This window comes from Microcoleus sp. B13-B6, from assembly GCF_036705405.1.
In the GTDB taxonomy this organism is placed as follows: Bacteria; Cyanobacteriota; Cyanobacteriia; order Cyanobacteriales; family Microcoleaceae; genus Microcoleus.
The window spans coordinates 143,977-162,733 of sequence record NZ_JAUBUJ010000004.1 but is presented as its reverse complement, the minus strand read 5'-3'; the positions used below and the strand labels follow the sequence as shown (position 1 = coordinate 162,733).

The following is an 18,757-nucleotide window of genomic DNA, read 5'->3' as shown; positions in this document are numbered from 1 at the left end:
GAGGCTCTTTCTGCCCATTCTTGTGACTACTTTCCTATGCCTGACCTCATTCCCGAATTTCAGACCTGAATCCTTACGATTCAATAACACCCTGATGGCAGGGATATCTCGTTATTGTAATAAAAACTCGGTCATTTTATAAAAAGCTTTCCAATCATGTGAGAGCTATCTGGTATTTTATCCATCATTACAATGTTTCTTTACGCCTAAAACTGTTTAGGGTTTTTCCTGGATCAGTAAAATAATCTTAAAATTTAAGCTTTGTAACGGAACTTTCCTGGGCATCTTCAGCTAATTCACTCCGAACAAATGTCGAGTTTAGCACAGTTAGTCGCTGGAGTCGCTCACGAAATCAACAACCCTGTCAGTTTAATTTATGGTAAAATAGTTCAGGTTAATTAATATGTCTGAGAGTTATTCAACCTGAGTGAAATTTACCAAAAATACTGTCGGGCATTCCCATCATAAATCACCTAAGATGTAAAATATATTGCTCTGCATCATATCAAAAAAGCATAAAAAACGTAAATATTGTTGAGCAGATTGCAGATATACAAGCGTTTATCTAGTTTCAATAAATTATATTATTTATGTAGGGGCTAATTTCAGACAGCCCCTACATCATTTTTGGTTCGGCTAGCTTATTTTTGCAGCGGATTGAGTTTCGTAACGGAACTTTCCTTGGCATCTTCAGCGCTATCTTTGAGGAAACCAGAAGCATCCTTAAATGCGGCGCCTACTCTCTCTAAAATATTGGCATCGGGATCGCTGCGATCGAATACGGGTTGAGCCTTAGCCGGCTGTCCGTCTGGCGTATCTAACAGAGTTTTATCTCCGCCGAGTTCGAGGTCAAACTTGTCAGTTTCCATCGGTGCAGAACCCGGATAAAGCAGCTTTGAGGAATTAGATTCAGCGGTAGTCGAGGCCAGGAGACGATCGCCTAAGATCGACAAATCAGCCCGATTCTTTTCTGCTTTAGCAGGCGATTGATTGACTTTAGGGTCAGTAGACATTTGATAATTCGTATATCCATCACCACCGGCCTTGTGAGGGTTATTCATTCCTCCCATTTGGACGGGAGGATTCTCAGGCCGAGCACCTCGAGTATCGCCGGCATTGCAAGCGGTGCTGGTAAACAGCAGCACACCTGCCATAAATACAGTCAAAATTTGACCGATACGCAGTCTTTTAAAAAAAGCAGTTACAGTGTTCACAAAAATTTTCCATTTTTTTACTACTACTTATCAAGAGTAAAAATAAACTCCCCACACCTGCCTCTAACGGCGGTGATATTTTGCCACTAATTGCTATCTATTTTTTTCTAACTTTAGAGGGATTTAAAAATGGCGATCGCCTTCGAGAGATTATTTTTGGTAGGACTTACGCGCAGGTATCTAGAAACCCAGCTTTTTTACCGGGTTTCTAGAGTAAGTTTGGTTGAGACACTCGTACCCGACCGACAAGAAAAGGGCCCAGGTAGTTTCAAAGCGTAGTCTTCGGGTGCGTGCGTTCCAAGAATTGCTTGATGACAAAAGCTTTTCTGTTTTTGACCACGCCCAAAAACGGATACTTGCGAACGAATGCTGTCGTGGAGTTAGAAAAATTTTAGACTCTTGTTCAACATCCCAGATTCATCTGTGGAGTAAACATAACATCTAAAATCTCCAATCCACTGACGCACCCTACCAGCTACTAACCTCAGAACCCTACTGCTACTCTGGGAATTTTTCGACTTTCGCTTCAGCTTGCAAAGTCAGCACACCAGCTTCCACATTTAGCTGCTGAATTCGCAGGGACATTCCCTCAATTTCAAAATTTCGCAAGTTTAAAACCTCACCAGCTTTGTCCGCCAAAGCTGCTGTTAACTCCGGCGAAAATTCCTTGTTTTCGGGATACTCGACATCCTGAAGAGAAATTGCCCAACCGCCCGCTGCGATCTGAGGTTTTGATGTAAAATAAATTTTTTCAGTAGAGGCAGTTTCCTGCACCAATACCTCAGCATTTAAAGCGATTTTTCCAGCTAGCAATTGGCACTCAATAGTTTTAACGTCTATTGTCTGCTGTTGTCCCTCAACAGTAACTTTTAAGTTTTTCAGTTTCCTGCTGATGTATTCGGAATTAAAAGCGCGGTTGATATCGCTTTCTGTTAAAACTGCGCGCGCCGCACCGAAGGCAGGCCCGTTCAGTTCAATTTTGCCAAACATAGCGGTCAGGGGATTGACAGCAATATCCTTTATGTGAATTTGCAAATCTTCCACGCGCAAATCTTGTTGCATTACCAACCCTGTGCCCTCAACCGCAACGGCCTCTACTGAACCCTGGGCTAGCTGGATCGGATCGGTGTTAACTGTGACAGACAAAGTTTCGGATTCGTCTAATTTGCTCGCAATAGCAATCTCGGCCACTTTGTCGATCGCCTGTTCCCCTAAACTTCTATTTTGTTGAAGCACGCTCAGAATTCCTAATATTGTTTTCAAAATAGTAGTTAATACCTAAGTCATTTACCGTCTTCCTCTCGGCTGGTTTCTCGTCTGAAAAAAACTCAGCCAAAGACAGAGGGTTTCCAGAAAATTGCTAAAATTAATCAGGTACTCTTCGGCGCACTCTACATTGACCGAAAGCATCCAGCATACAAGCCCCCGGATTCATCTGTCCCGAAATAAAAAAACTGTATCCGATGAAACTTGCCCCCCGAATTTATCCGTGGGGTCAATGCTTCAATGCTTCAATGCTAAAATCTAAAATCTAAAATCTAAAATCGATTGACTCGGTTGCGAAGCGGGGAAAAATCAAAAACTCGGATTTTTGCCAAAAGTCTTTTCGAGAAGTTCGATCGCCCGCTACAATAAGTAAGAGCAGGCACCGCTTTTTGCAGTCAGGAACCTCAGCTATCAGGCATGAGGCTTGTAAGAGATTCTTGCGAGCCGTCCTGACGGGCCGTATACTTTCGAGGTCTACGTTTTTTGAGTCACGAGACCCGCTTGATGCGAAGCTAGTCCCCTGCTCTGTCATTTGCAGTTAAACAGTTTTAAGGTCACGCTTTACAGTGCTGCAAGTTTAACAAGCTCTCAAAACAAAGGCGCGTGCTAACTTTACCCGTAAGGGAGTTTTGGAGAAGACCACATCTCCACGGAGGGGCAACCATACCCCTCCACCCCAATCCAATGTAAAGCCGTCCTAGAAGGACGGGGTTTCAGGCTCATTTTTCTGATGAATTCAGAATCAACTCTCGCTAGACTACAAGCTACACTTCCCGGCGGAAAACTGCCTTCTAGCTACGGGGTATACTTCAAAAACACCCTCGTAGCCCTGTGTCACGCCCTAGAAGACCACATTTTGCAAACCAGTGGCGGGGACAAGAGCGAACTCCAACCCCTAGTTTTGGTGATGTTTCAGCAGGGAAAATGGTATTTACAGGAAGCCGATCGCTACCTAGATATTGCTAATGCCTCTCGGCGCGTTGTCATAGGTGCAGTAGCCGACAGCGGTTTCGCTACCCACAAAACCGCTCAATTAGAAAATGTATCTTTAATAAATCTCGATGAGAGCGACCCCATAATCCAAGAATGGAATTTAATCATCCTCGCCCCGACATACAAAGCAATGGTGCTTTGTCGCGAACTTTCAGACCAGGAATACTTGCCCGATGGCAAGCCGGAAGTAGATATAGAACGAAAGTTCTACGGTTTGTGGTCGTTTGACCAGTCTTTGGTGTCGGCTGCTGCAGAAATTTTTATAGAACAGACGCGACATTACAACGCCCCCCTAGCCGAAAGTTTGCTGGAAATGCACCACGAAATCCTGGCAACTAAAGGCCCGCCCTTGGCCGACATTAGTGGGGTGGTATCGCGGATCGTCACTTACCTGCAAAGTTCTCAGCAGCAAATGGTGGCAATTAACCGCCAAACCCGCGAGTTGTGGGAATTGGAAGGTCAAGCTTTGCGCGTCAGCCGCAATTTGAACGCTAACAAACTTCAAGCTTTTCTGCGGATCGCCCAGCGCGTAGACGAACGCGATACCTCCAATCCTACAGCGTCTTTGCAGGTGGCGGCTTTGTCGGAAACTTTGGGTCAAATCCTCGATTTGCCGGCTTTGCAGTTGCGGAGGCTGCGGCTGGCTGGATTGCTATTTCGAGTCGGCTTAGTTTCGGCCCCGAATGAGGTGTTCGATCGCACTCCCGATGCTTTTGACGAAGCAACTTTCTCGTTTTGGCGCGATCGCAGTTTCATCGGTTCCCAACTGCTGCAAGCAATGCCGGAACTAGCACCTGTAGCGGAAATTGTCAAGCATAAACTCGAATATTGGGACGGCAGCGGCAGGCCAGAGGGTTTGCGAGCCGAAGCGATACCGATGACTTCGCGGATTTTGGGGTTGGTCGCTTATTTTCAAGAACTGACTCAACCACGTGGCGATCGTCCGGCTTTGAGTTTGAGCGAAGCTTTGGAACAGTGCCGCGAACTGTCGGGCACTCGCTTCGATCCGGCTTTGCTGGAAACTCTCAGCAGCGTCGTCAGAATGACAGAAATTGGTTTGATGGAGTTACCAACTCGTCCGAGCCAACTGCCTAACGTGTGGTTGGAGGAGGGCGATCGAACGACCTCGGCCGCTCCGGCATTATAAAATAACTCGACTGTTGACTGTTGACTGTTGACTGTTGACTGTTGACTGTTGACTGTTGACTGTTAACCAACAACTGACAACCAACAACTGACAACTGACTAATGACTAATGACCTCGAAGCCATACGCAAAGGCAAAATTTTGATGTTGGTCGGCACTGATTTAGCCGGCAAAGACTTAGCCGGAGCCGATCTCGCCGGTGCTAACTTGTCTCAAGCCAACTTGAGTGGAGCTAATCTCGCCGGCGCTAACTTGCAGCGGGCAGTATTGCGAGCCAACCTCCGCGGCGCTGACTTGAGCGGCGCTGACTTGCGAGGCGCAGATTTTCGCAATGCCGATTTGCGGGGCGCTTCCTTCGCTAACGCTTTAGTCCGCGACGCAAGTTTTGGGGGTGCTTTTTTGACGGCGGCATCCATCGGCAATTTGGATTTGAGCGGTGTCGATTTGCGCGGTGCCGATTTGCGGGGCGCTGCTTTGGCTAGGGCAATTTTGCTTGGTGCCGATTTGAGCCATGCCAATTTGTCCGGCGCTGATTTGTCAGGAGCTGACTTGGAAGAAGCGATCCTGAATGGAGCCGTACTGCGGGGCGCTAACCTGACGGGGGCTAATTTGCTTTGCGCCATGATGGAAAAAACCCTTTGGGATGGAGCTTTGCTCGATCGCGCTTGTCTCCAGGGCACCCCCCTGAGCCTTTAAATTTCAAGAATGTTGTTTAGAAGACAGACAAAAAACAAGATCTGCTTATGAGGTGAATAAGCACAAGCGATTTTTACATTTCTTAATATAGGGTTATAATGGCGACTGTAGATGAGCAAACGAATAAATGGTAGCAGCTTTGTTTAGCGGTACATCCTTTCAAGGTCAAAGTGGCGATCGCCTTGTTAGTAAAGTAGCAGGAGCTGCGATCGCAGCCTTATTCAAGCGTTCTGAAAAGGCCGAGGCCAACATCCGAGTCGAACCAGTAGCCAAACTCTTGCAGGGAAGCATCGACGGTTTCGACTTCGTTGGCAAAGGTATGTTGATGTACAACGGCCTTCGCATAGAAGTGATGGAACTCTACCTGCAAGCACTCTCCATTGATTTTGGAGCGATTTTTGCAGGTCAAGTGAAATTACGGCAGCCTACCCAGGCAAATATGCGAGTAGTCTTAAGTCGATCGGATTTAACCACCTCATTCAATACACCTTTTGTAGTTGAAAAACTCCAGAAGCTGAAGTACCAAGAGCAATCTCTGCACTTTCAAAACACTGAAGTCAGCTTCGGAACCGACAAATCAATTCGGCTTCAGTCCGAAATTACCGTAGGCGATGCCAGCGAACCGGTCAAAATAGATATTACTGCTCAATTGCAAGTAGAAGACAGACGCAAAATCCAATTTGTCAGCGTTACTTACGGCGGTGACGAGCAAGCAGTAGACTTGGGTCAAGCTATAATTGCCCACGTAAATAACTTGCTAGACTTAGACAAATTTGCCTTAGAAGGCACTCAACTGCGAGTAGACCGCTGCCGAGTTCAGAACGACGAGCTGGTTTTCTACGGTTGGGCTGGTATCGAGCAATTCCCCAAAGGTAAGCGCTAAGCCTCAGCCTGCTGAGCTGGCCAAATCCGATTTGTTTGAGGAATTTTATCAGAAGATTGGGTTTAAAACCCCGTCCTTTTAGGACGGCTTTTTCCATTTTCAAGTAAAATAACACATCCATCTCAACAAATGAATATGGTACAGTAAGCAGATCAGACAAGATTTAAAAACCTACCCCCGGACTGGGGGAAAGTCTACGCCCAAAACATTCACAGAGGAGATATGACTACACACCTATGTGCTTTTCGTGGTCAGCCTGGGAACCCTATTACTAGGGATATTAAGATCGAAATGTCTTAAGAATCCTCGTGCCTTCAGGGCCAGGAGTGTCAAAGCTTAACAGCACAACCCGCGTAGGCGGGTTTTGCTATTTTAGCGACAGTTTTTAAGCTGTGGCCCTGCTAGCGTAAGGTCGCGCTATAGTCTCGATCGCAAAAATTGGGTACACCTCACATCTTGCACCATTCTCAATTACTTGTTTAGGAACAGGCTTTTCGGCCTGTTCCACAAGAAGACTCATTCTTTGTGGAACGGGCCGGAGAGCCCGTTCTTGACAATGGTGCAAGATATCAGGTACACCCAAACCTGTGTGGCCAAGCTATATGTCACTGTCAGCTATACGCGAAGCAATCGCCTAGACTATATAGCCTTTCTCACAAAAATTGGATACACCGAAACCTGTGTTGCCAAGGTTATTAAGTTTGATTTCATACCTCATCTGCCCAAGAAATTCTATATATTCCGGCGTATTTCGCGAAGTAAGCTGTCGCGCATTTAATCGATCGACTACTGCGTACTTAAACTCTTGTGGGGTCGCCACTCCTAGCCCACCATCAAGCTTAAATTTAAATGCAAAATAGTTGATTCACTGGGATTCTATTCTCGCCTCAAAATCAGCACTCAGGTTGATGCGATCGCACAAATTACTTTGATAAAGTTAGACAATTCTAAACGCAGAAACCGGGTTTGAAGGACTAAATTCTCTGGTAAAGGGCGATCGCCAGGAGTTGAACAACCCGGTTGATGAGAGTCGCGAGGGCGTAAGTCCTGTGAGAAAATAAATAACCCCAAAAGAGGAAAAATGCTCGGAATTTATTTATTTTGTATCTACGTCGCAGTATTGTCCGTGTTTGCTGGCTCCAGCCCCCGCAGCCCTGAGAAATGGTGGGTAGAAATCGTCACAGATTTGCCCCGCTGTACCTACTATTTTGGCCCCTTCGACACCGACAAAGAAGCCTCCAGCAATATTCCGGGCTACATCGAAGACCTGGAAAGCGAGAAAGCCAAAAGAGTTAGCATCCGCATCAAACGGTGTCAGCCTTCGGAACTCACGATTTGCGACAGTGAATTCTCAGAGAGTATCGCGGCTTAAGAATTTTGATAGTCCAGACTCCAGAAACCGGGTTTTTTGACGAAAATACTCCATCTATCGCGAGGGGTATCGGTTAAATAACCCGGTTTCTGAGCGTCAAGAGTGCCTAAGTTTGGTTTGAGTTTTCAATTACCTCAAGCCTCAACAATAATATTAAGCCTCATCTTGTCCTAGTCCTTACCTTGCGGACTTGGTATTTGTAGTGGTGGCTGAAAAGTCGGAATCATCTCCATCAAAGTGCAGATTTTATCCACCATTAACTGCCCAAATTTATCGGGATCAAATCAGCACTGAGGATGAGCCGATCGCTCTCGTTGCGTTGATAAATTGAGAACAGTAAAAACTACTTAAGTCTTCTCAGAGGTAAATATGTTTGAAATCTCTATGTTGGGTATGTTTTTCACGGCTTTTTGGGTGCTAGCTCAACCTGCTAGCAGCACTCGACGCGACGAATGGTGGGTAGAAGTGGATACAGATTCGCCAAAGAGTACCTATTACTTTGGGCCCTATGACAGCAGACAGGAAGCTTCCGACAACTCGAACTACTACATCCGAGACTTGGAGAACAAAGGATCTAAAAAAATTAGCATCAACATCAAACAAGGTAGTCAACCTACTCAGCTAAGAGCTAGTGAAGAGTCTTGAGAAAGTGGGAAAGTGCAAATTACGGGCGAATAAAATTTGAGTTGTTAACAGGGTTTTTTTAAAATGAGATCGCGCTTGCATACTGTAGGGACACAACAATGCTGTGTCCCTGGCGAATCTTGAAGAAATGGTATTATTTGCGTCCGAGAAATGCAGGTTTTTTCAAATCACCATCTGATTGAGATTACTGCGAGGATTAAAAGTACGATTGGCTTGAATTTTCTCGTAGGCCTCGCGTTCGAGAGTGGTGAGTTCTTTCGGCGGCACGATCGCAATTTTTACTAACAAATCAGTCCGCTCGTCTTTCTTGGGTTTCGGCCATCCTTTGCCCCGCAACCGCAAAGACTGACCCGAACGAATCCCGGCTGGAAATTTCACAGTGATCATACCTTCAGGCGCCGGCACTTCAATTGAAGATCCCAACACCGCTTCGTCGGGAGTTATCGGGACTTCGCAGACCAAATTTTCTCCCTCAAACTGGAAGAAAGCGTGAGGCAAAACTTCTAATTTTAGGTACAAATCTCCCTGCTGCTTCGTGTACGGGTCAACTTGACCTTTGCCTTTTATCCGAATTTTACTGCCAGTTTTCACTCCTGCTGGAATCGAAACTTCGCCCGTGGCGACTCGCTTGGAAGTTCCCCGAAATGCTTCCCCCAGAGTCAGGGAAATGGCGACCTCGGTGTCGAGAGAGCTTCCTGCGGTGCGGTTTTCGTACCCCGCGAAATCTTCAAATCCGCCAAACCCGGTGGGCCCGCCGCTGGTGTTGCGGTAGTTGCTGTAATTCCACTTGGGGTTGCGGGCACTACCCGGACTACTACCTGCGCGACCTAACAAGGCATTGATAAATTCGTCAAAACTGCCGTACTCGCTGAAGTCAACCCCGCCAAAGTCTACATTCGTACTGCCCCCGCCCGGCCATCCACCTGGAGTTGTGGCAGCTTGCTTCCAGTATTGACCGTATTGGTCGTATTTTTTGCGTTTTTCAGGGTCTGAGAGCACTTCGTAAGCTTCGTTTACTTCTTTAAAACGAGCTTCGGCTTCTTTGTTGCCGGGGTTCATGTCCGGGTGATATTTGCGGGCTAGTTTGCGGAAAGTTTTTTTTAATTCGTCAGAAGTGGCAGTTTTGTTGAGTCCCAAAATAGCGTAATAGTCTTTAAAATCTGTTGCAGCCATTAAGCAATCCCCTCTTTATTAGTTGTTATTTGTTAGTTGTTAGTTGTTAGAAAGAATAAATCCCAAATTAGCCGCAGGATGGCGCATTAGTATAATGCCAGGAGCCGAAGTGCCTGCGACATCTCATTCAAATTATAGGTTATCAAAGGTTTGGACTCGATCGAGTTCGGTTGTTGCTGGGCGTTCGATCGCAATTTCCGCACTCCGCTGCTGTTTAAGATTTTATAGCATTCGGCTCTCTCGTGCACAAGGCAGCCGGAGCAGTGGGCTCTAGAAATGATTTTGGCATTCGACAGCAAAAACAATGCTTTCCTCAATTAAGGAACGTCCTTACCCTATAGGCCGTTGCTATAGCTGTGAGCTTTGAGACGGTGAAACTCCTGCGACGAAAACTTTTGGGGAGTTTATGAGGCTGAGGGCTTTCGGGAGGCGGCAGCCCGATTGAGGTGAGGGGGGGAAAGCTGCTGCTGTTGCGGGCGCGAGCCCAGGAGGGTTGACTTGCGCGGACGATCGATCTTTTTTGGTCTTTTTTTCCGGGGCGCGGTGCGATGGCTACGCCCGGCTTACGCCTACGAACTTCTCGATCTGAGCTTGATCACCCAATCCAAATCTTAGCAGGTTTTCATCAGCAAGTTCTGTCAAATCCGGTGTCTGAATTGTGACTATATAATACCCTAAATTGCGCCGTTTTTACACAAAATTTATAGATATTTTTTATTCACCCCAGACCCGTGCTAGACAATTTTATTTTTACAACCTCTGAATAGATTTTAATCCAACTAATATAACATAATTTCTCCCCTGTCTGTTAGCTACATCACACACTTTTATAAAACATTAAGATAGGATAGTAGAGCGATAAGCTTTTAACTGTACCAGGGTCCTAACATTATGAATTATTTGCTAAGTTGGCCTTGTGGCTGCTGCGACGATTGGAAAGATAGTTCCGAGAGTGCTGTGGTACTCAGAAACGGGCAGCGTATTTGTCAGTCGTGCTACCAGCGCAAATACAAAAATCAGAAGCTATTCGCCAGACGCAGGCGAGCGGACATATCTGTATCACGGCAGACAGTAACAGAGACTGTCGCTTATTAATAATGCGCGAGCCTTGGAAGAAAGCCAAGTATTTCGACAACCTCGCATCAGCGGTGGGAATTAATAATCAACAAAAAAAAGAATGAATTTCGTCATCAGTCATCAGTCATCGGTCATTGGTGATCTGTCACTAATTTCATTATTTATCATCAGTCACTTGAAAAGCAGGTAACAGATTTTAACTTAAAAAACTAATGACTGACGACTAATGACTAATGACTAATAACTAAATGATAGTTCCATCAGGAATCGTGGCATTTTTCAGAACTACGATAATGCCGCTGCGGATGTAAAAACCTTGGTTTTCGCGGTTGGCTTCTTCCACTCGGTCTTTATTAATTATTTGAACATTGCGGCCGATGCGGGCATTTTTATCCACAATCGCGCGGCGAATTGTAGTATCTGCACCGATACCGAGGGCGACGCCGCCGCTGTCCAAACTCGAATGCCGTTCGGCGTCGGGTTCGTAGAAGTCAGCACCCATCACCAGGGTGTCTTGAATCGTACATCCAGCTTCAATGCGCGATCGAACTCCCAACACAGAATGGTCGATCCGGCACTGTTTGAGAATGCAGCCTTCAGCAATAATCGATTCAGTCACGTGAGTATCTAAAAGCTTAGTCGGCGGCAAGAAACGCGGGCGAGTGTAAATCGGCGCATTTTCATCGTAGAAACTGAAAGGCGGCTGAGGCTGTTTTGTCAGAGCCAAGTTAGCCTCGTAAAAAGCCTCAATGGTTCCGATATCTTCCCAGTAATCGTCAAACAAATAAGCTTGAACGTTGTGGTCTTTTGCATTATTCGGAATAATCTCTTTACCAAAATCAGTTTGGTTGGGAGATTCTTTCAGAAGTTTAATCAGAACTTCTTTTTTGAAGACGTAAATCCCCATCGAAGCAATGTAAGGACTTTCCTGAGCCTGCTGCGCTGTCAGTCCCAGTTTAGTAGTATCCACCTGCATTTGTTTGAGCGCATCGCCTTTTGGCTTTTCGCTGAAAGAAACAATGCGGCCGTTGTCGTCTATTTTCATCAAACCAAAATCCGAGGCCCGCTTCTCGTCCATAGGCAACACCGAGAGGGTGATATCGGCGTTGGTTTCGCGGTGTCTCTGCACAAACTTCTGGTAGTCCATGCGATAGAGGTGATCGCCCGAAAGAATTAAGTATTCGTCAACGTCCCACTCTTCTAGCAGCCAGAGATATTGGCGAACTGCGTCGGCTGTCCCTTGAAACCAGTTGGGGTTTTCCTGAGTTTGCTGGGCGGCGAGCACCTCGGCAAATCCCTCGGTGAAGCCGGAAAACTGGTAGGTGCGAGCGATGTGACGGTTCAGGGAGGCCGAGTTGAATTGGGTGAGGACGTAGATTTTGACTATTTCCGAGTTGATGCAGTTGCTGAGAGGAATATCGATGAGGCGATATTTGCCTGCGAGGGGAACTGCGGGTTTGGCTCGCAATTTGGTTAGGGGGTAAAGGCGGGTGCCTACACCGCCACCGAGGATGATGGCTAAAACTTTTTTCAAGGAACTTTCTCCCTAGGGTCGATTAACTCTCCAAGTACAGTGTCGGATGGTGAGGGCTTCTTGACAAGGGGGGGGAGCAAGGAAGTTTTGAGTTTTGAGTTAGGAGTTGAGTCGCTTACACAGAAACCGGGTTGTTTAATCCAAATACTTCTTCAAACCCTCAATAAGAGTTATAAAACCCGGTTTATGAGAGTTGGAGTGCGTCCGGGACAGGAGTTAGGAGTTTTGAGTTGTGAGTTAAAATACCCATCAATCCATAATCGATATTTAAAAAAGTTTTGAGTTGTGAGTTAAAATACCCTTCCATAAATAAAGGCAGTTTAAGGAAAGAATAAGGTTCGGGGTTTTGGCTGTTAATAACAAGTTTTTTGGGTAAATTCCCCGTTTTCACAATTTCTCGATCGAGGCTCATGGCGCTATTGTTCTTTTTCAAGGCAGGTCGATACTCGCACCGCCACGCCCACTGACCGAAAGCATGCAGGATACAAGCCCCCGGATTCATCCGTCCAGAAATAAAAAACCTGTATCCGAGAAACTTGCCCCCCGAATTTATCCGTGGGGTCAATGCTTCCATTCTTTAATCTAAAATCTAAAATCTAAAATCTAAAATCGATTGACGCTCTGTATGGGCCCAAAGTGCGCTCTGGTTCTGCTTGAATTTGATCCGGTTCTTTTTGCTGGCGTTCCTGTTATCTGAGTTTGTCCGACTCCACACCAGTCAGAAAGCGCCGCCCGTCGGGACGATAAATTTCTAGGTAGAGTCACTTTTCAGTCTTAGATTGACTGCAAATTTGTGTAATATTTTACAATTTGTCGATCGAGAAAATTGCAGAAAATGTCTATTCTCTACCAAAAGCTAGATCCGCAACAAACATCTGCTACTGTAGCCTAACCCCTAAAAGCTAGAAAAAGTGTATGCAAATTCAAACGCCGGACTGGGTTAAAAACGCCGTATTCTACCAAATATTCCCCGATCGCTTCGCCAAAAGCAAACAGCCTCGCAAACGCCTGCTGCAAAACTTCATGTGGGAAGAATGGCAGGCAATGCCCACCCTGCAAGGCTACAAAGGTGGCGACTTGTGGGGCGTGATGGAACAGCTAGACTACTTGCAAGACTTAGGCATTAACGCAATTTACTTCACCCCCATATTTCAGTCGGCCAGCAATCACCGCTACCACACCCACGACTACTATCAAGTCGATCCGATGTTGGGTGGCAATCCAGCTTTTAAAGAGCTTCTAGACGCCGCCCACGATCGCAATATCAAAGTTGTCCTCGACGGCGTATTCAACCACGCCAGCCGCGGCTTTTTCTTCTTCCACGACATCCTCGAAAACGGCCCCGGTTCTCCTTGGCTCGATTGGTTTAAAATTGAAGGCTGGCCGTTATCTGCCTACGACGGCAATTTTCCTGCTAATTATGCCGGTTGGGATGGGAATCGAGCCCTTCCTGTATTCAATCACGACAATCCCGAAGTGCGAGAATACATCATGGAAATCGCCGAATATTGGATTGAATTCGGCGTCGATGGCTGGCGGCTGGACGTTCCTTTTGAAATTAAAACTCCGGGATTTTGGCAGGAATTTCGAGACCGAGTTAAAGCAGTTAATCCCGAAGCTTACATTGTCGGCGAAGTCTGGGAGGATGCGAGAGAATGGCTCGACGGCACTCAATTTGACGGGGTAATGAATTATCTTTTTGCTGCACCGACTATTGCTTTTGCAGCGGGGGACAGGGTAGATTTAACTCAAATTGAAGGCCGTGCTTACCATCCCTACCCACCGCTTTTTGCTAAAGAGTACGGCGACAAAATTCAGCAGGTTTTGGAACTGTACCCGTGGCCAATACAGCTAACTCAACTTAATTTGTTAGCCAGTCACGATACTGCGAGGTTGTTAACAATTGCAGGAGGCGATAAAGCTAGTGTTGAACTTGCAACTTTGCTGCTGTTAACTTTTCCCGGAGCTCCTAGCATTTACTACGGCGATGAAGTTGGTTTGCCCGGTGCTCTCGATCCCGATTCTCGCCGCAGTTTTCCCTTACAAGCTCGCTGGGAACTTGATGTTTTAGATTATCACAAGCAGTTGATAGGTTTGCGGCACAAATACGCTGCCCTCCGCACTGGTTCGTACCAAGTTCTGTTTGCTGAGGGAACGGTTTACGTTTTTGCCCGAATTTTGGGGGATGAGGAAATAGTTGTTGCTGTCAATGTCGCGACCGAAGAAGCTAATATTAGCTTTGAGCCAGCTAATCTGAAATCTCCTCACGATAAATTGCTGTTTGGCAAAGGTGAGTTTGTGTGGAAAGGTGAAGGGGAAACTCGCCTTTTAGAATTGATGCTGCCGGCGCGATCGGGATTGATTTTAGGTTCGGATAATTAGTTCAGCAATTACGCAAGTGTCACGATCCAATTGACTTGTAGGGTGCGTCAGACCGATTGATGGACGGATGATCCAGGGTTTTGGCTCTGACGCACCTTACTAATTGTGACACTTGCGTAAGTTCTCTAGTTTAAAATGTAAGGTGCGCCCATAAGCACCCAGGGCTGTTTCATTCTCAGAAAAACCAGGGTTTTGTAGGGGCGGTGCCCCCGTGCCCGCCCAGCCGATAGACGAGCGGGTAGGGGTTTCAGATATCGGGGCAACCACGGGGGGATTGCCCCTACAAGAGAATGAAACAGCCCTGCATAAGCACCCTACTAAATTTAGAGATGCCGCAAGTTTTATTCTGCTGAAACTAATGCGGGTATTAGCACCGCATCAATAATATGGATGACGCCATTGTCAGCAAGAATATTGGAAGTGAGAACTTTAGCATCATTCACTTTAATGCCGTCAGAAGTATCAATTCCCACCACAGAACCTTCAACTGTTTCAGCAGAACTTAACTCAAGCAAATTCTCAGTTAGTACCTCGCCAAACAGAATGTGATAGGTCAGAATTTTCTTGAGCTTGGGTATGTCTTCCAGCCAAGACGTAATAGTATTCGTAGGAATTTTGGCAAATGCCTCATCAGTGGGTGCTAAGACGGTGTAGGGGCCCGGACTTTGCAATAAATCTAACAAACCAGCCGCTTCAATAACAGTCACGAGGGTTTTGAAAGAGCCGGCATTGGTGGCAGTCTCGACAATATCAGCCATGATGTTTTTCAGGAGTGCAAATAGCAGAAAATGAATCAGAGGCGACAATCATTTTAGCAATTTACAAATAGCAGAAAATGAATCGGAGGGATGATGATTATTTTAGTCATAAAAAACACTCGGCAAGTGGGAAACTCAGTGACTTCAGTCCTGAGAGGAAAACGACCCGGCGATTTCAAGCGCCGTGAATCTTCAAGTTCAAAATGAGTAATTGTAGCCATCTTTGTGATGAACAATTTTGCAGTATTTATGGCTAATCCCTTGCATCAATTCTGATGCCGAGATATTAAACGAACCCGTCGTTCTAACCGCAACTCGACCAACATATTCACCAATTTTCTTGCCACTGGTAACGACTGCTTTTACAATGTCGCCCGTTTGAAAACCTTTGACAAACTTGTTTCTCGGAACGTACCGAGATGGAAAGCCAAATTTGTCTGTGCGGCACATTTGACGAGTTCCGTGTCCAGTCGCCTTGATTAGCAATGGTTTACTCGTTACTACAGACAATGATTCAAGTTGACCGACACAAGCAGCATCAAGCCAATGAGTTTTAGGTAGTTGCAGTCGAGTACGATTAAACTTGGTCAGTCCACCTGAACCAGTTAAGACGGGCAACCCCGTTTCTTTCAGTCGAGAGAACAGCGCCCATCGAGTCGAATTCACGGCAGCAGCATCCTTGAGCGGACGTTTTGCTTGTGCAAGAATGTGCTTCAAAATGTCAGGTTTTTTGGCTAAGAATTGCTGAACATCTTGAGTACCTTTCTTCTGGTTGCACTTCTCGCAAGCAAGGCAGAGATTAGAAATTCGATTGCTTCCACCCTTGGCTTTTGGATGAACGTGTTCAACTTGCAAAGGTACGTTTTCAAGGTTGCAATAAGCACATTTCCTGTTCCATTTATTCAATAAATACTCGCGGATTTCGTACCCACATAAAATGCCTTGCTGGTACTCCAGTTCACTAATTTCTGGGTTTTCTAGTTGTTGTAGATCGAATCTGACAAGCTCTTGAACGATTAGACTGATTGGTGCAAGTCTGCGTAATTTGTTGACCCAAGTTAGGGTGGTTTCTACCCGGTGCTGCAAAGATGGTGCTAACCAACCTTTTTGGCGGGTACGGTTTAAAAACCTTGCTTGGCGGTAGCGAGTATGACGGTTTCGTCTTCCTCGACGCAGTGCGCGACGGGAATCAAGACTTGCTTTGATGGCTTGACCTCGATGAGTTAGTTCAGCGCCAAAAATTACTTTCTCACCTTCTAGTAAAGCGATGCCAGTAGTTTTAGAACCTGGATCTAACTTGAGACTAATTGATTCAATAGTTGCTGTTATCACCTTTTTGAGAATAATTGTGAATGGGAACCGTCTAAAAACAGCCGCTTTGCCGGCAGTTAACAACTTATGAGCCATTGAAGGCTTGCAAGGTGTTAGCGGTCTTTTGTTTGTATCAAGTACGAAAATAAAATTGGACATTGTTTCGTCCCTCCACTTGCGTGTAATGTTAGCTTCGCCAAGGTTATAAGAGCTTTTTAAACCTGCAACACTGCCGAGCGTGACTTTAAGACTGTTTAGTTGCAGATGACAGAGCAGGGAACTAGCTTCGCATTCGCCTGGTGTCGTGACTAAAATAACGTAGATTTCAAGAATCTTAGGCTGGTCAGCATAGCTTGCAATTTCTTACAAGCTCAGTCTCTTTAGAGCTGAGTTACTGACTATAAGTTAATTCGGTTGCCGACCCTGATGGCTCGGCCCGATCGACCTTTTTGGCTTATACTTGGCTCGCCTCCTCCCCCTTGCGGAAAAACTGCTTTAAAATCTCTCCGGGTTCTCTGTCCCAGGTGTCGATATGTTCGTAAATTAAGCCGTCTTTATCCAGTTTATAAGTAGAGTAGCCGTTAAAAAAAATCCGAGCTTTCCAGGGAACCCGCAGTGTCCCGCGAACAGTCCAATTTGCCACAATAGTATCAGGGGCTGTCTGACCTACGTCGTGGAGGTCGAAGTAAATCTCGTTAAAGAATAGCTGCCCGTGAAATCGCAGAGTCCAAAAGATAATGCGATAGTTGATTTTTCCTTTAAATTTGTTAACAGGGTCTTGAAAATAAACATCTTTTGTGTAGATGTCGTAGGAGATGTCTTTTTCAAAAAGCGTCGGGAGATCCGCTTTCAGGGTGTCTACTGCTTGTTCTACCTGCATTTGATATTCGATCGCGCTCAAACTACCACCTTGTGACAGTATTAATTTATGACTTTAAATGAATAATCTCGATCGGCAGCGGGAGGAGAAAAAAATTGATACTTCAACCAGCTCTAATCTTACCTCTAATTATATTGTCCCCCTCGGCCTTTCTGCTGACCCGGACTTGCGAACTCGAAACCTTGGCACAGATTTGACAGAACACCCCCACTCCTCTGACATTCTCGCAGAAATCAACAGCGGCAAGCTGTTGATGGTAGATAGCCGTCGCCGGAACGGCCTAATTTTGATTAAACGTTTCCACGCGGAGTTTGCCGGGCCTGGGGCTGCCGTTGGGGGCGCTTTTGATGTTGACTCTCAGCAGGCGATTCCCGTGGGCGATTTTTGTTTGGTTTGCCCTCAATCTCCCGAAGAAATACAGAAAGCTTTTGGAATTCGGCGGCAGTGGGTGCGGTTAATGGAACAGTTAACGGCAAAGCCAGCAGCTTTGGAACGCGCACAAATGGTTTTAACTCAGTTTGAACAATATTTGGATTGGGAAACGGTGGCACAAATTCCCGATGAAGCTTTGGCACTTTTAGTAGGCGTATTTCCTCAAACCATTCGGGCGGCACGGCAGATTGATAATTAAAAATGTTATTGCATCATTTTAGCCGTAGGTTGGGTTGAGGAACGAAACCCAACGCAACCGATGTTGATGTTGGGTTTCCACTATCGTTCCAACCCAACCTACGCAAGATTTGTTGCAAAATTAATATTCATCATTCCTGACCAACTTCATTGTCCCATTCAATCAGAACATTCGCGCCCCAATCCCTTGAATAAGAACCATCCTGCACATAGCGATGAAAACTGGAATATTCCCAATCCCGTGGTGCGGCAACTAATCCATGCTTGACCGGATTATAAGGAATGTAATCCACATGATTTGCAAAATCCACTTCATCTCTAATTTGATGCTCCCAAAACCGCCTCTGCCAGATAGCTTGCTCACCTTTTTTCAAACGAGATACTGAACGAGTTTGTTTATATTGCTCAGGACAATTACGACTGAAATAATTCTTGATCAATCGCCAGCGAGTTGAAAAATTAGCATCTTGATCTGGCAGCGTCCAAATACAATGGAGATGATCTGGTAAAACAACAATAGCATCAATTGTAAAGGGAAATCCACCTATAACATTGCGGAATGCAGCGCGAAGCAGCTCTACCATTTCGGGGTCAGAAAATAAGCGTTGGCGCTGATACGTAACAATAGTAAAAAAATAGGTAGCTCCGGGAGTTTTTAGACGACGATACTGCATGTGCTAAGCACTGATTTTTATAGTGTAGGTTGGGTTGAGGCACGAAACCCAACATTCTGTATAAGCCGTGGAGTTGAGAAACGAAACCCAACATTATTAATCAATTGGGTGTTTGGCAGAGCG

At 45.8% G+C, this 18,757-nt stretch carries 16 protein-coding genes; 7 read left to right on the top strand and 9 right to left on the bottom strand.

The genetic code is table 11. The annotated features are described in order from the left end of the window. Positions 1-641: 641 nt before the first annotated feature. Entirely contained in the window at positions 642-1,214 is a 573-nt protein-coding gene (locus QUB35_RS03370; protein ID WP_333139375.1) for a DUF6658 family protein, read from the bottom strand. 498 nt (positions 1,215-1,712) lie between these two features. Beyond that, positions 1,713-2,450 (bottom strand): DUF2993 domain-containing protein, encoded by a 738-nt coding sequence (locus tag QUB35_RS03365; RefSeq protein WP_333139373.1) that lies wholly within the window; start codon positions 2,448-2,450, stop codon positions 1,713-1,715. Between the two features lie 760 nt (positions 2,451-3,210). Here QUB35_RS03365 and QUB35_RS03360 point away from each other — a divergent pair. The 5 genes from QUB35_RS03360 (at position 3,211) to QUB35_RS03340 (ending at position 8,215) form a co-directional block, all read left to right on the top strand. Continuing rightward, entirely contained in the window at positions 3,211-4,620 is a 1,410-nt protein-coding gene (locus tag QUB35_RS03360; protein WP_333139371.1) for an HD domain-containing phosphohydrolase, read from the top strand. A 101-nt stretch (positions 4,621-4,721) separates the two neighbouring features. Then, a complete protein-coding gene (locus QUB35_RS03355) occupies positions 4,722-5,315 on the top strand; it encodes a pentapeptide repeat-containing protein (RefSeq protein WP_333139369.1) in 594 nt (197 codons plus the stop codon). 127 nt (positions 5,316-5,442) lie between these two features. Then, a complete protein-coding gene (locus QUB35_RS03350) occupies positions 5,443-6,198 on the top strand; it encodes a DUF2993 domain-containing protein (RefSeq protein ID WP_333035730.1) in 756 nt (251 codons plus the stop codon). Positions 6,199-7,279: 1,081 nt separating this feature from the next. After that, complete coding sequence (locus QUB35_RS03345; RefSeq protein WP_333109629.1) at positions 7,280-7,570, top strand: DUF1816 domain-containing protein; 291 nt, start codon at positions 7,280-7,282, stop codon at positions 7,568-7,570. A 369-nt stretch (positions 7,571-7,939) separates the two neighbouring features. After that, positions 7,940-8,215 (top strand): DUF1816 domain-containing protein, encoded by a 276-nt coding sequence (locus tag QUB35_RS03340; protein ID WP_333139367.1) that lies wholly within the window; start codon positions 7,940-7,942, stop codon positions 8,213-8,215. 162 nt (positions 8,216-8,377) lie between these two features. Here QUB35_RS03340 and QUB35_RS03335 read toward each other — a convergent pair whose 3' ends face one another. The 3 genes from QUB35_RS03335 to QUB35_RS03325 all read right to left on the bottom strand — a co-directional run bounded on the left by QUB35_RS03335 (position 8,378) and on the right by QUB35_RS03325 (position 12,573). Further along, the gene (locus tag QUB35_RS03335; protein ID WP_333139364.1) at positions 8,378-9,388 is read right to left on the bottom strand and encodes a J domain-containing protein; all 1,011 of its coding nucleotides are present in this window, start codon (positions 9,386-9,388) and stop codon (positions 8,378-8,380) included. Positions 9,389-10,709: 1,321 nt separating this feature from the next. Beyond that, on the bottom strand, positions 10,710-11,999 hold the full coding sequence (locus QUB35_RS03330; protein ID WP_333139363.1) for a glucose-1-phosphate adenylyltransferase: 1,290 nt from the start codon (positions 11,997-11,999) through the stop codon (positions 10,710-10,712). 184 nt (positions 12,000-12,183) lie between these two features. Then, positions 12,184-12,573, bottom strand: a complete 390-nt coding sequence (locus QUB35_RS03325; RefSeq protein ID WP_333139361.1) for a hypothetical protein — start codon at positions 12,571-12,573, stop codon at positions 12,184-12,186. 341 nt (positions 12,574-12,914) lie between these two features. Here QUB35_RS03325 and QUB35_RS03320 point away from each other — a divergent pair, with 341 nt between their 5' ends. Further along, on the top strand, positions 12,915-14,381 hold the full coding sequence (locus QUB35_RS03320; RefSeq protein WP_333139359.1) for a glycoside hydrolase family 13 protein: 1,467 nt from the start codon (positions 12,915-12,917) through the stop codon (positions 14,379-14,381). 341 nt (positions 14,382-14,722) lie between these two features. Here the strand turns inward: QUB35_RS03320 and QUB35_RS03315 are convergent, their stop codons facing one another. From QUB35_RS03315 to QUB35_RS03305, 3 genes are all read right to left on the bottom strand, one after another. Further along, positions 14,723-15,139, bottom strand: a complete 417-nt coding sequence (locus QUB35_RS03315; protein ID WP_333139357.1) for a fasciclin domain-containing protein — start codon at positions 15,137-15,139, stop codon at positions 14,723-14,725. 198 nt (positions 15,140-15,337) lie between these two features. Then, a complete protein-coding gene (gene iscB / locus QUB35_RS03310) occupies positions 15,338-16,609 on the bottom strand; it encodes an RNA-guided endonuclease IscB (RefSeq protein ID WP_333139356.1) in 1,272 nt (423 codons plus the stop codon). A gap of 295 nt (positions 16,610-16,904) precedes the next feature. Next, a complete protein-coding gene (locus tag QUB35_RS03305) occupies positions 16,905-17,330 on the bottom strand; it encodes a DUF2358 domain-containing protein (RefSeq protein WP_333139382.1) in 426 nt (141 codons plus the stop codon). A 58-nt stretch (positions 17,331-17,388) separates the two neighbouring features. Between QUB35_RS03305 and QUB35_RS03300 the strand changes: the two genes are divergently transcribed. Next, positions 17,389-17,961 carry a hypothetical protein gene (locus QUB35_RS03300; RefSeq protein WP_333139354.1) on the top strand — a complete coding sequence of 191 codons (573 nt, stop codon included), beginning with the start codon at positions 17,389-17,391 and terminating at the stop codon, positions 17,959-17,961. Between the two features lie 130 nt (positions 17,962-18,091). Here QUB35_RS03300 and QUB35_RS03295 read toward each other — a convergent pair whose 3' ends face one another. Beyond that, positions 18,092-18,634: an REP-associated tyrosine transposase gene (locus tag QUB35_RS03295; RefSeq protein WP_333139352.1), complete on the bottom strand. Its 543-nt coding sequence runs from the start codon at positions 18,632-18,634 to the stop codon at positions 18,092-18,094. Positions 18,635-18,757 lie beyond the last annotated feature (123 nt).

Bases quoted from the DNA above. Each gene is read 5' to 3' on its own strand.
- QUB35_RS03305 (WP_333139382.1), bottom strand. From the start codon at position 17,330: ATGCAGGTAGAACAAGCAGTAGACACCCTGAAAGCGGATCTCCCGACG.
- QUB35_RS03335 (WP_333139364.1), bottom strand. From the start codon at position 9,388: ATGGCTGCAACAGATTTTAAAGACTATTACGCTATTTTGGGACTCAAC.
- QUB35_RS03345 (WP_333109629.1), top strand. From the start codon at position 7,280: ATGCTCGGAATTTATTTATTTTGTATCTACGTCGCAGTATTGTCCGTG.
- QUB35_RS03355 (WP_333139369.1), top strand. From the start codon at position 4,722: ATGACTAATGACCTCGAAGCCATACGCAAAGGCAAAATTTTGATGTTG.
- iscB (WP_333139356.1), bottom strand. From the start codon at position 16,609: ATGTCCAATTTTATTTTCGTACTTGATACAAACAAAAGACCGCTAACA.
- QUB35_RS03300 (WP_333139354.1), top strand. From the start codon at position 17,389: ATGAATAATCTCGATCGGCAGCGGGAGGAGAAAAAAATTGATACTTCA.
- QUB35_RS03295 (WP_333139352.1), bottom strand. From the start codon at position 18,634: ATGCAGTATCGTCGTCTAAAAACTCCCGGAGCTACCTATTTTTTTACT.
- QUB35_RS03325 (WP_333139361.1), bottom strand. From the start codon at position 12,573: ATGGAAGCATTGACCCCACGGATAAATTCGGGGGGCAAGTTTCTCGGA.
- QUB35_RS03340 (WP_333139367.1), top strand. From the start codon at position 7,940: ATGTTTGAAATCTCTATGTTGGGTATGTTTTTCACGGCTTTTTGGGTG.
- QUB35_RS03320 (WP_333139359.1), top strand. From the start codon at position 12,915: ATGCAAATTCAAACGCCGGACTGGGTTAAAAACGCCGTATTCTACCAA.
- QUB35_RS03315 (WP_333139357.1), bottom strand. From the start codon at position 15,139: ATGGCTGATATTGTCGAGACTGCCACCAATGCCGGCTCTTTCAAAACC.
- QUB35_RS03350 (WP_333035730.1), top strand. From the start codon at position 5,443: ATGGTAGCAGCTTTGTTTAGCGGTACATCCTTTCAAGGTCAAAGTGGC.
- QUB35_RS03360 (WP_333139371.1), top strand. From the start codon at position 3,211: ATGAATTCAGAATCAACTCTCGCTAGACTACAAGCTACACTTCCCGGC.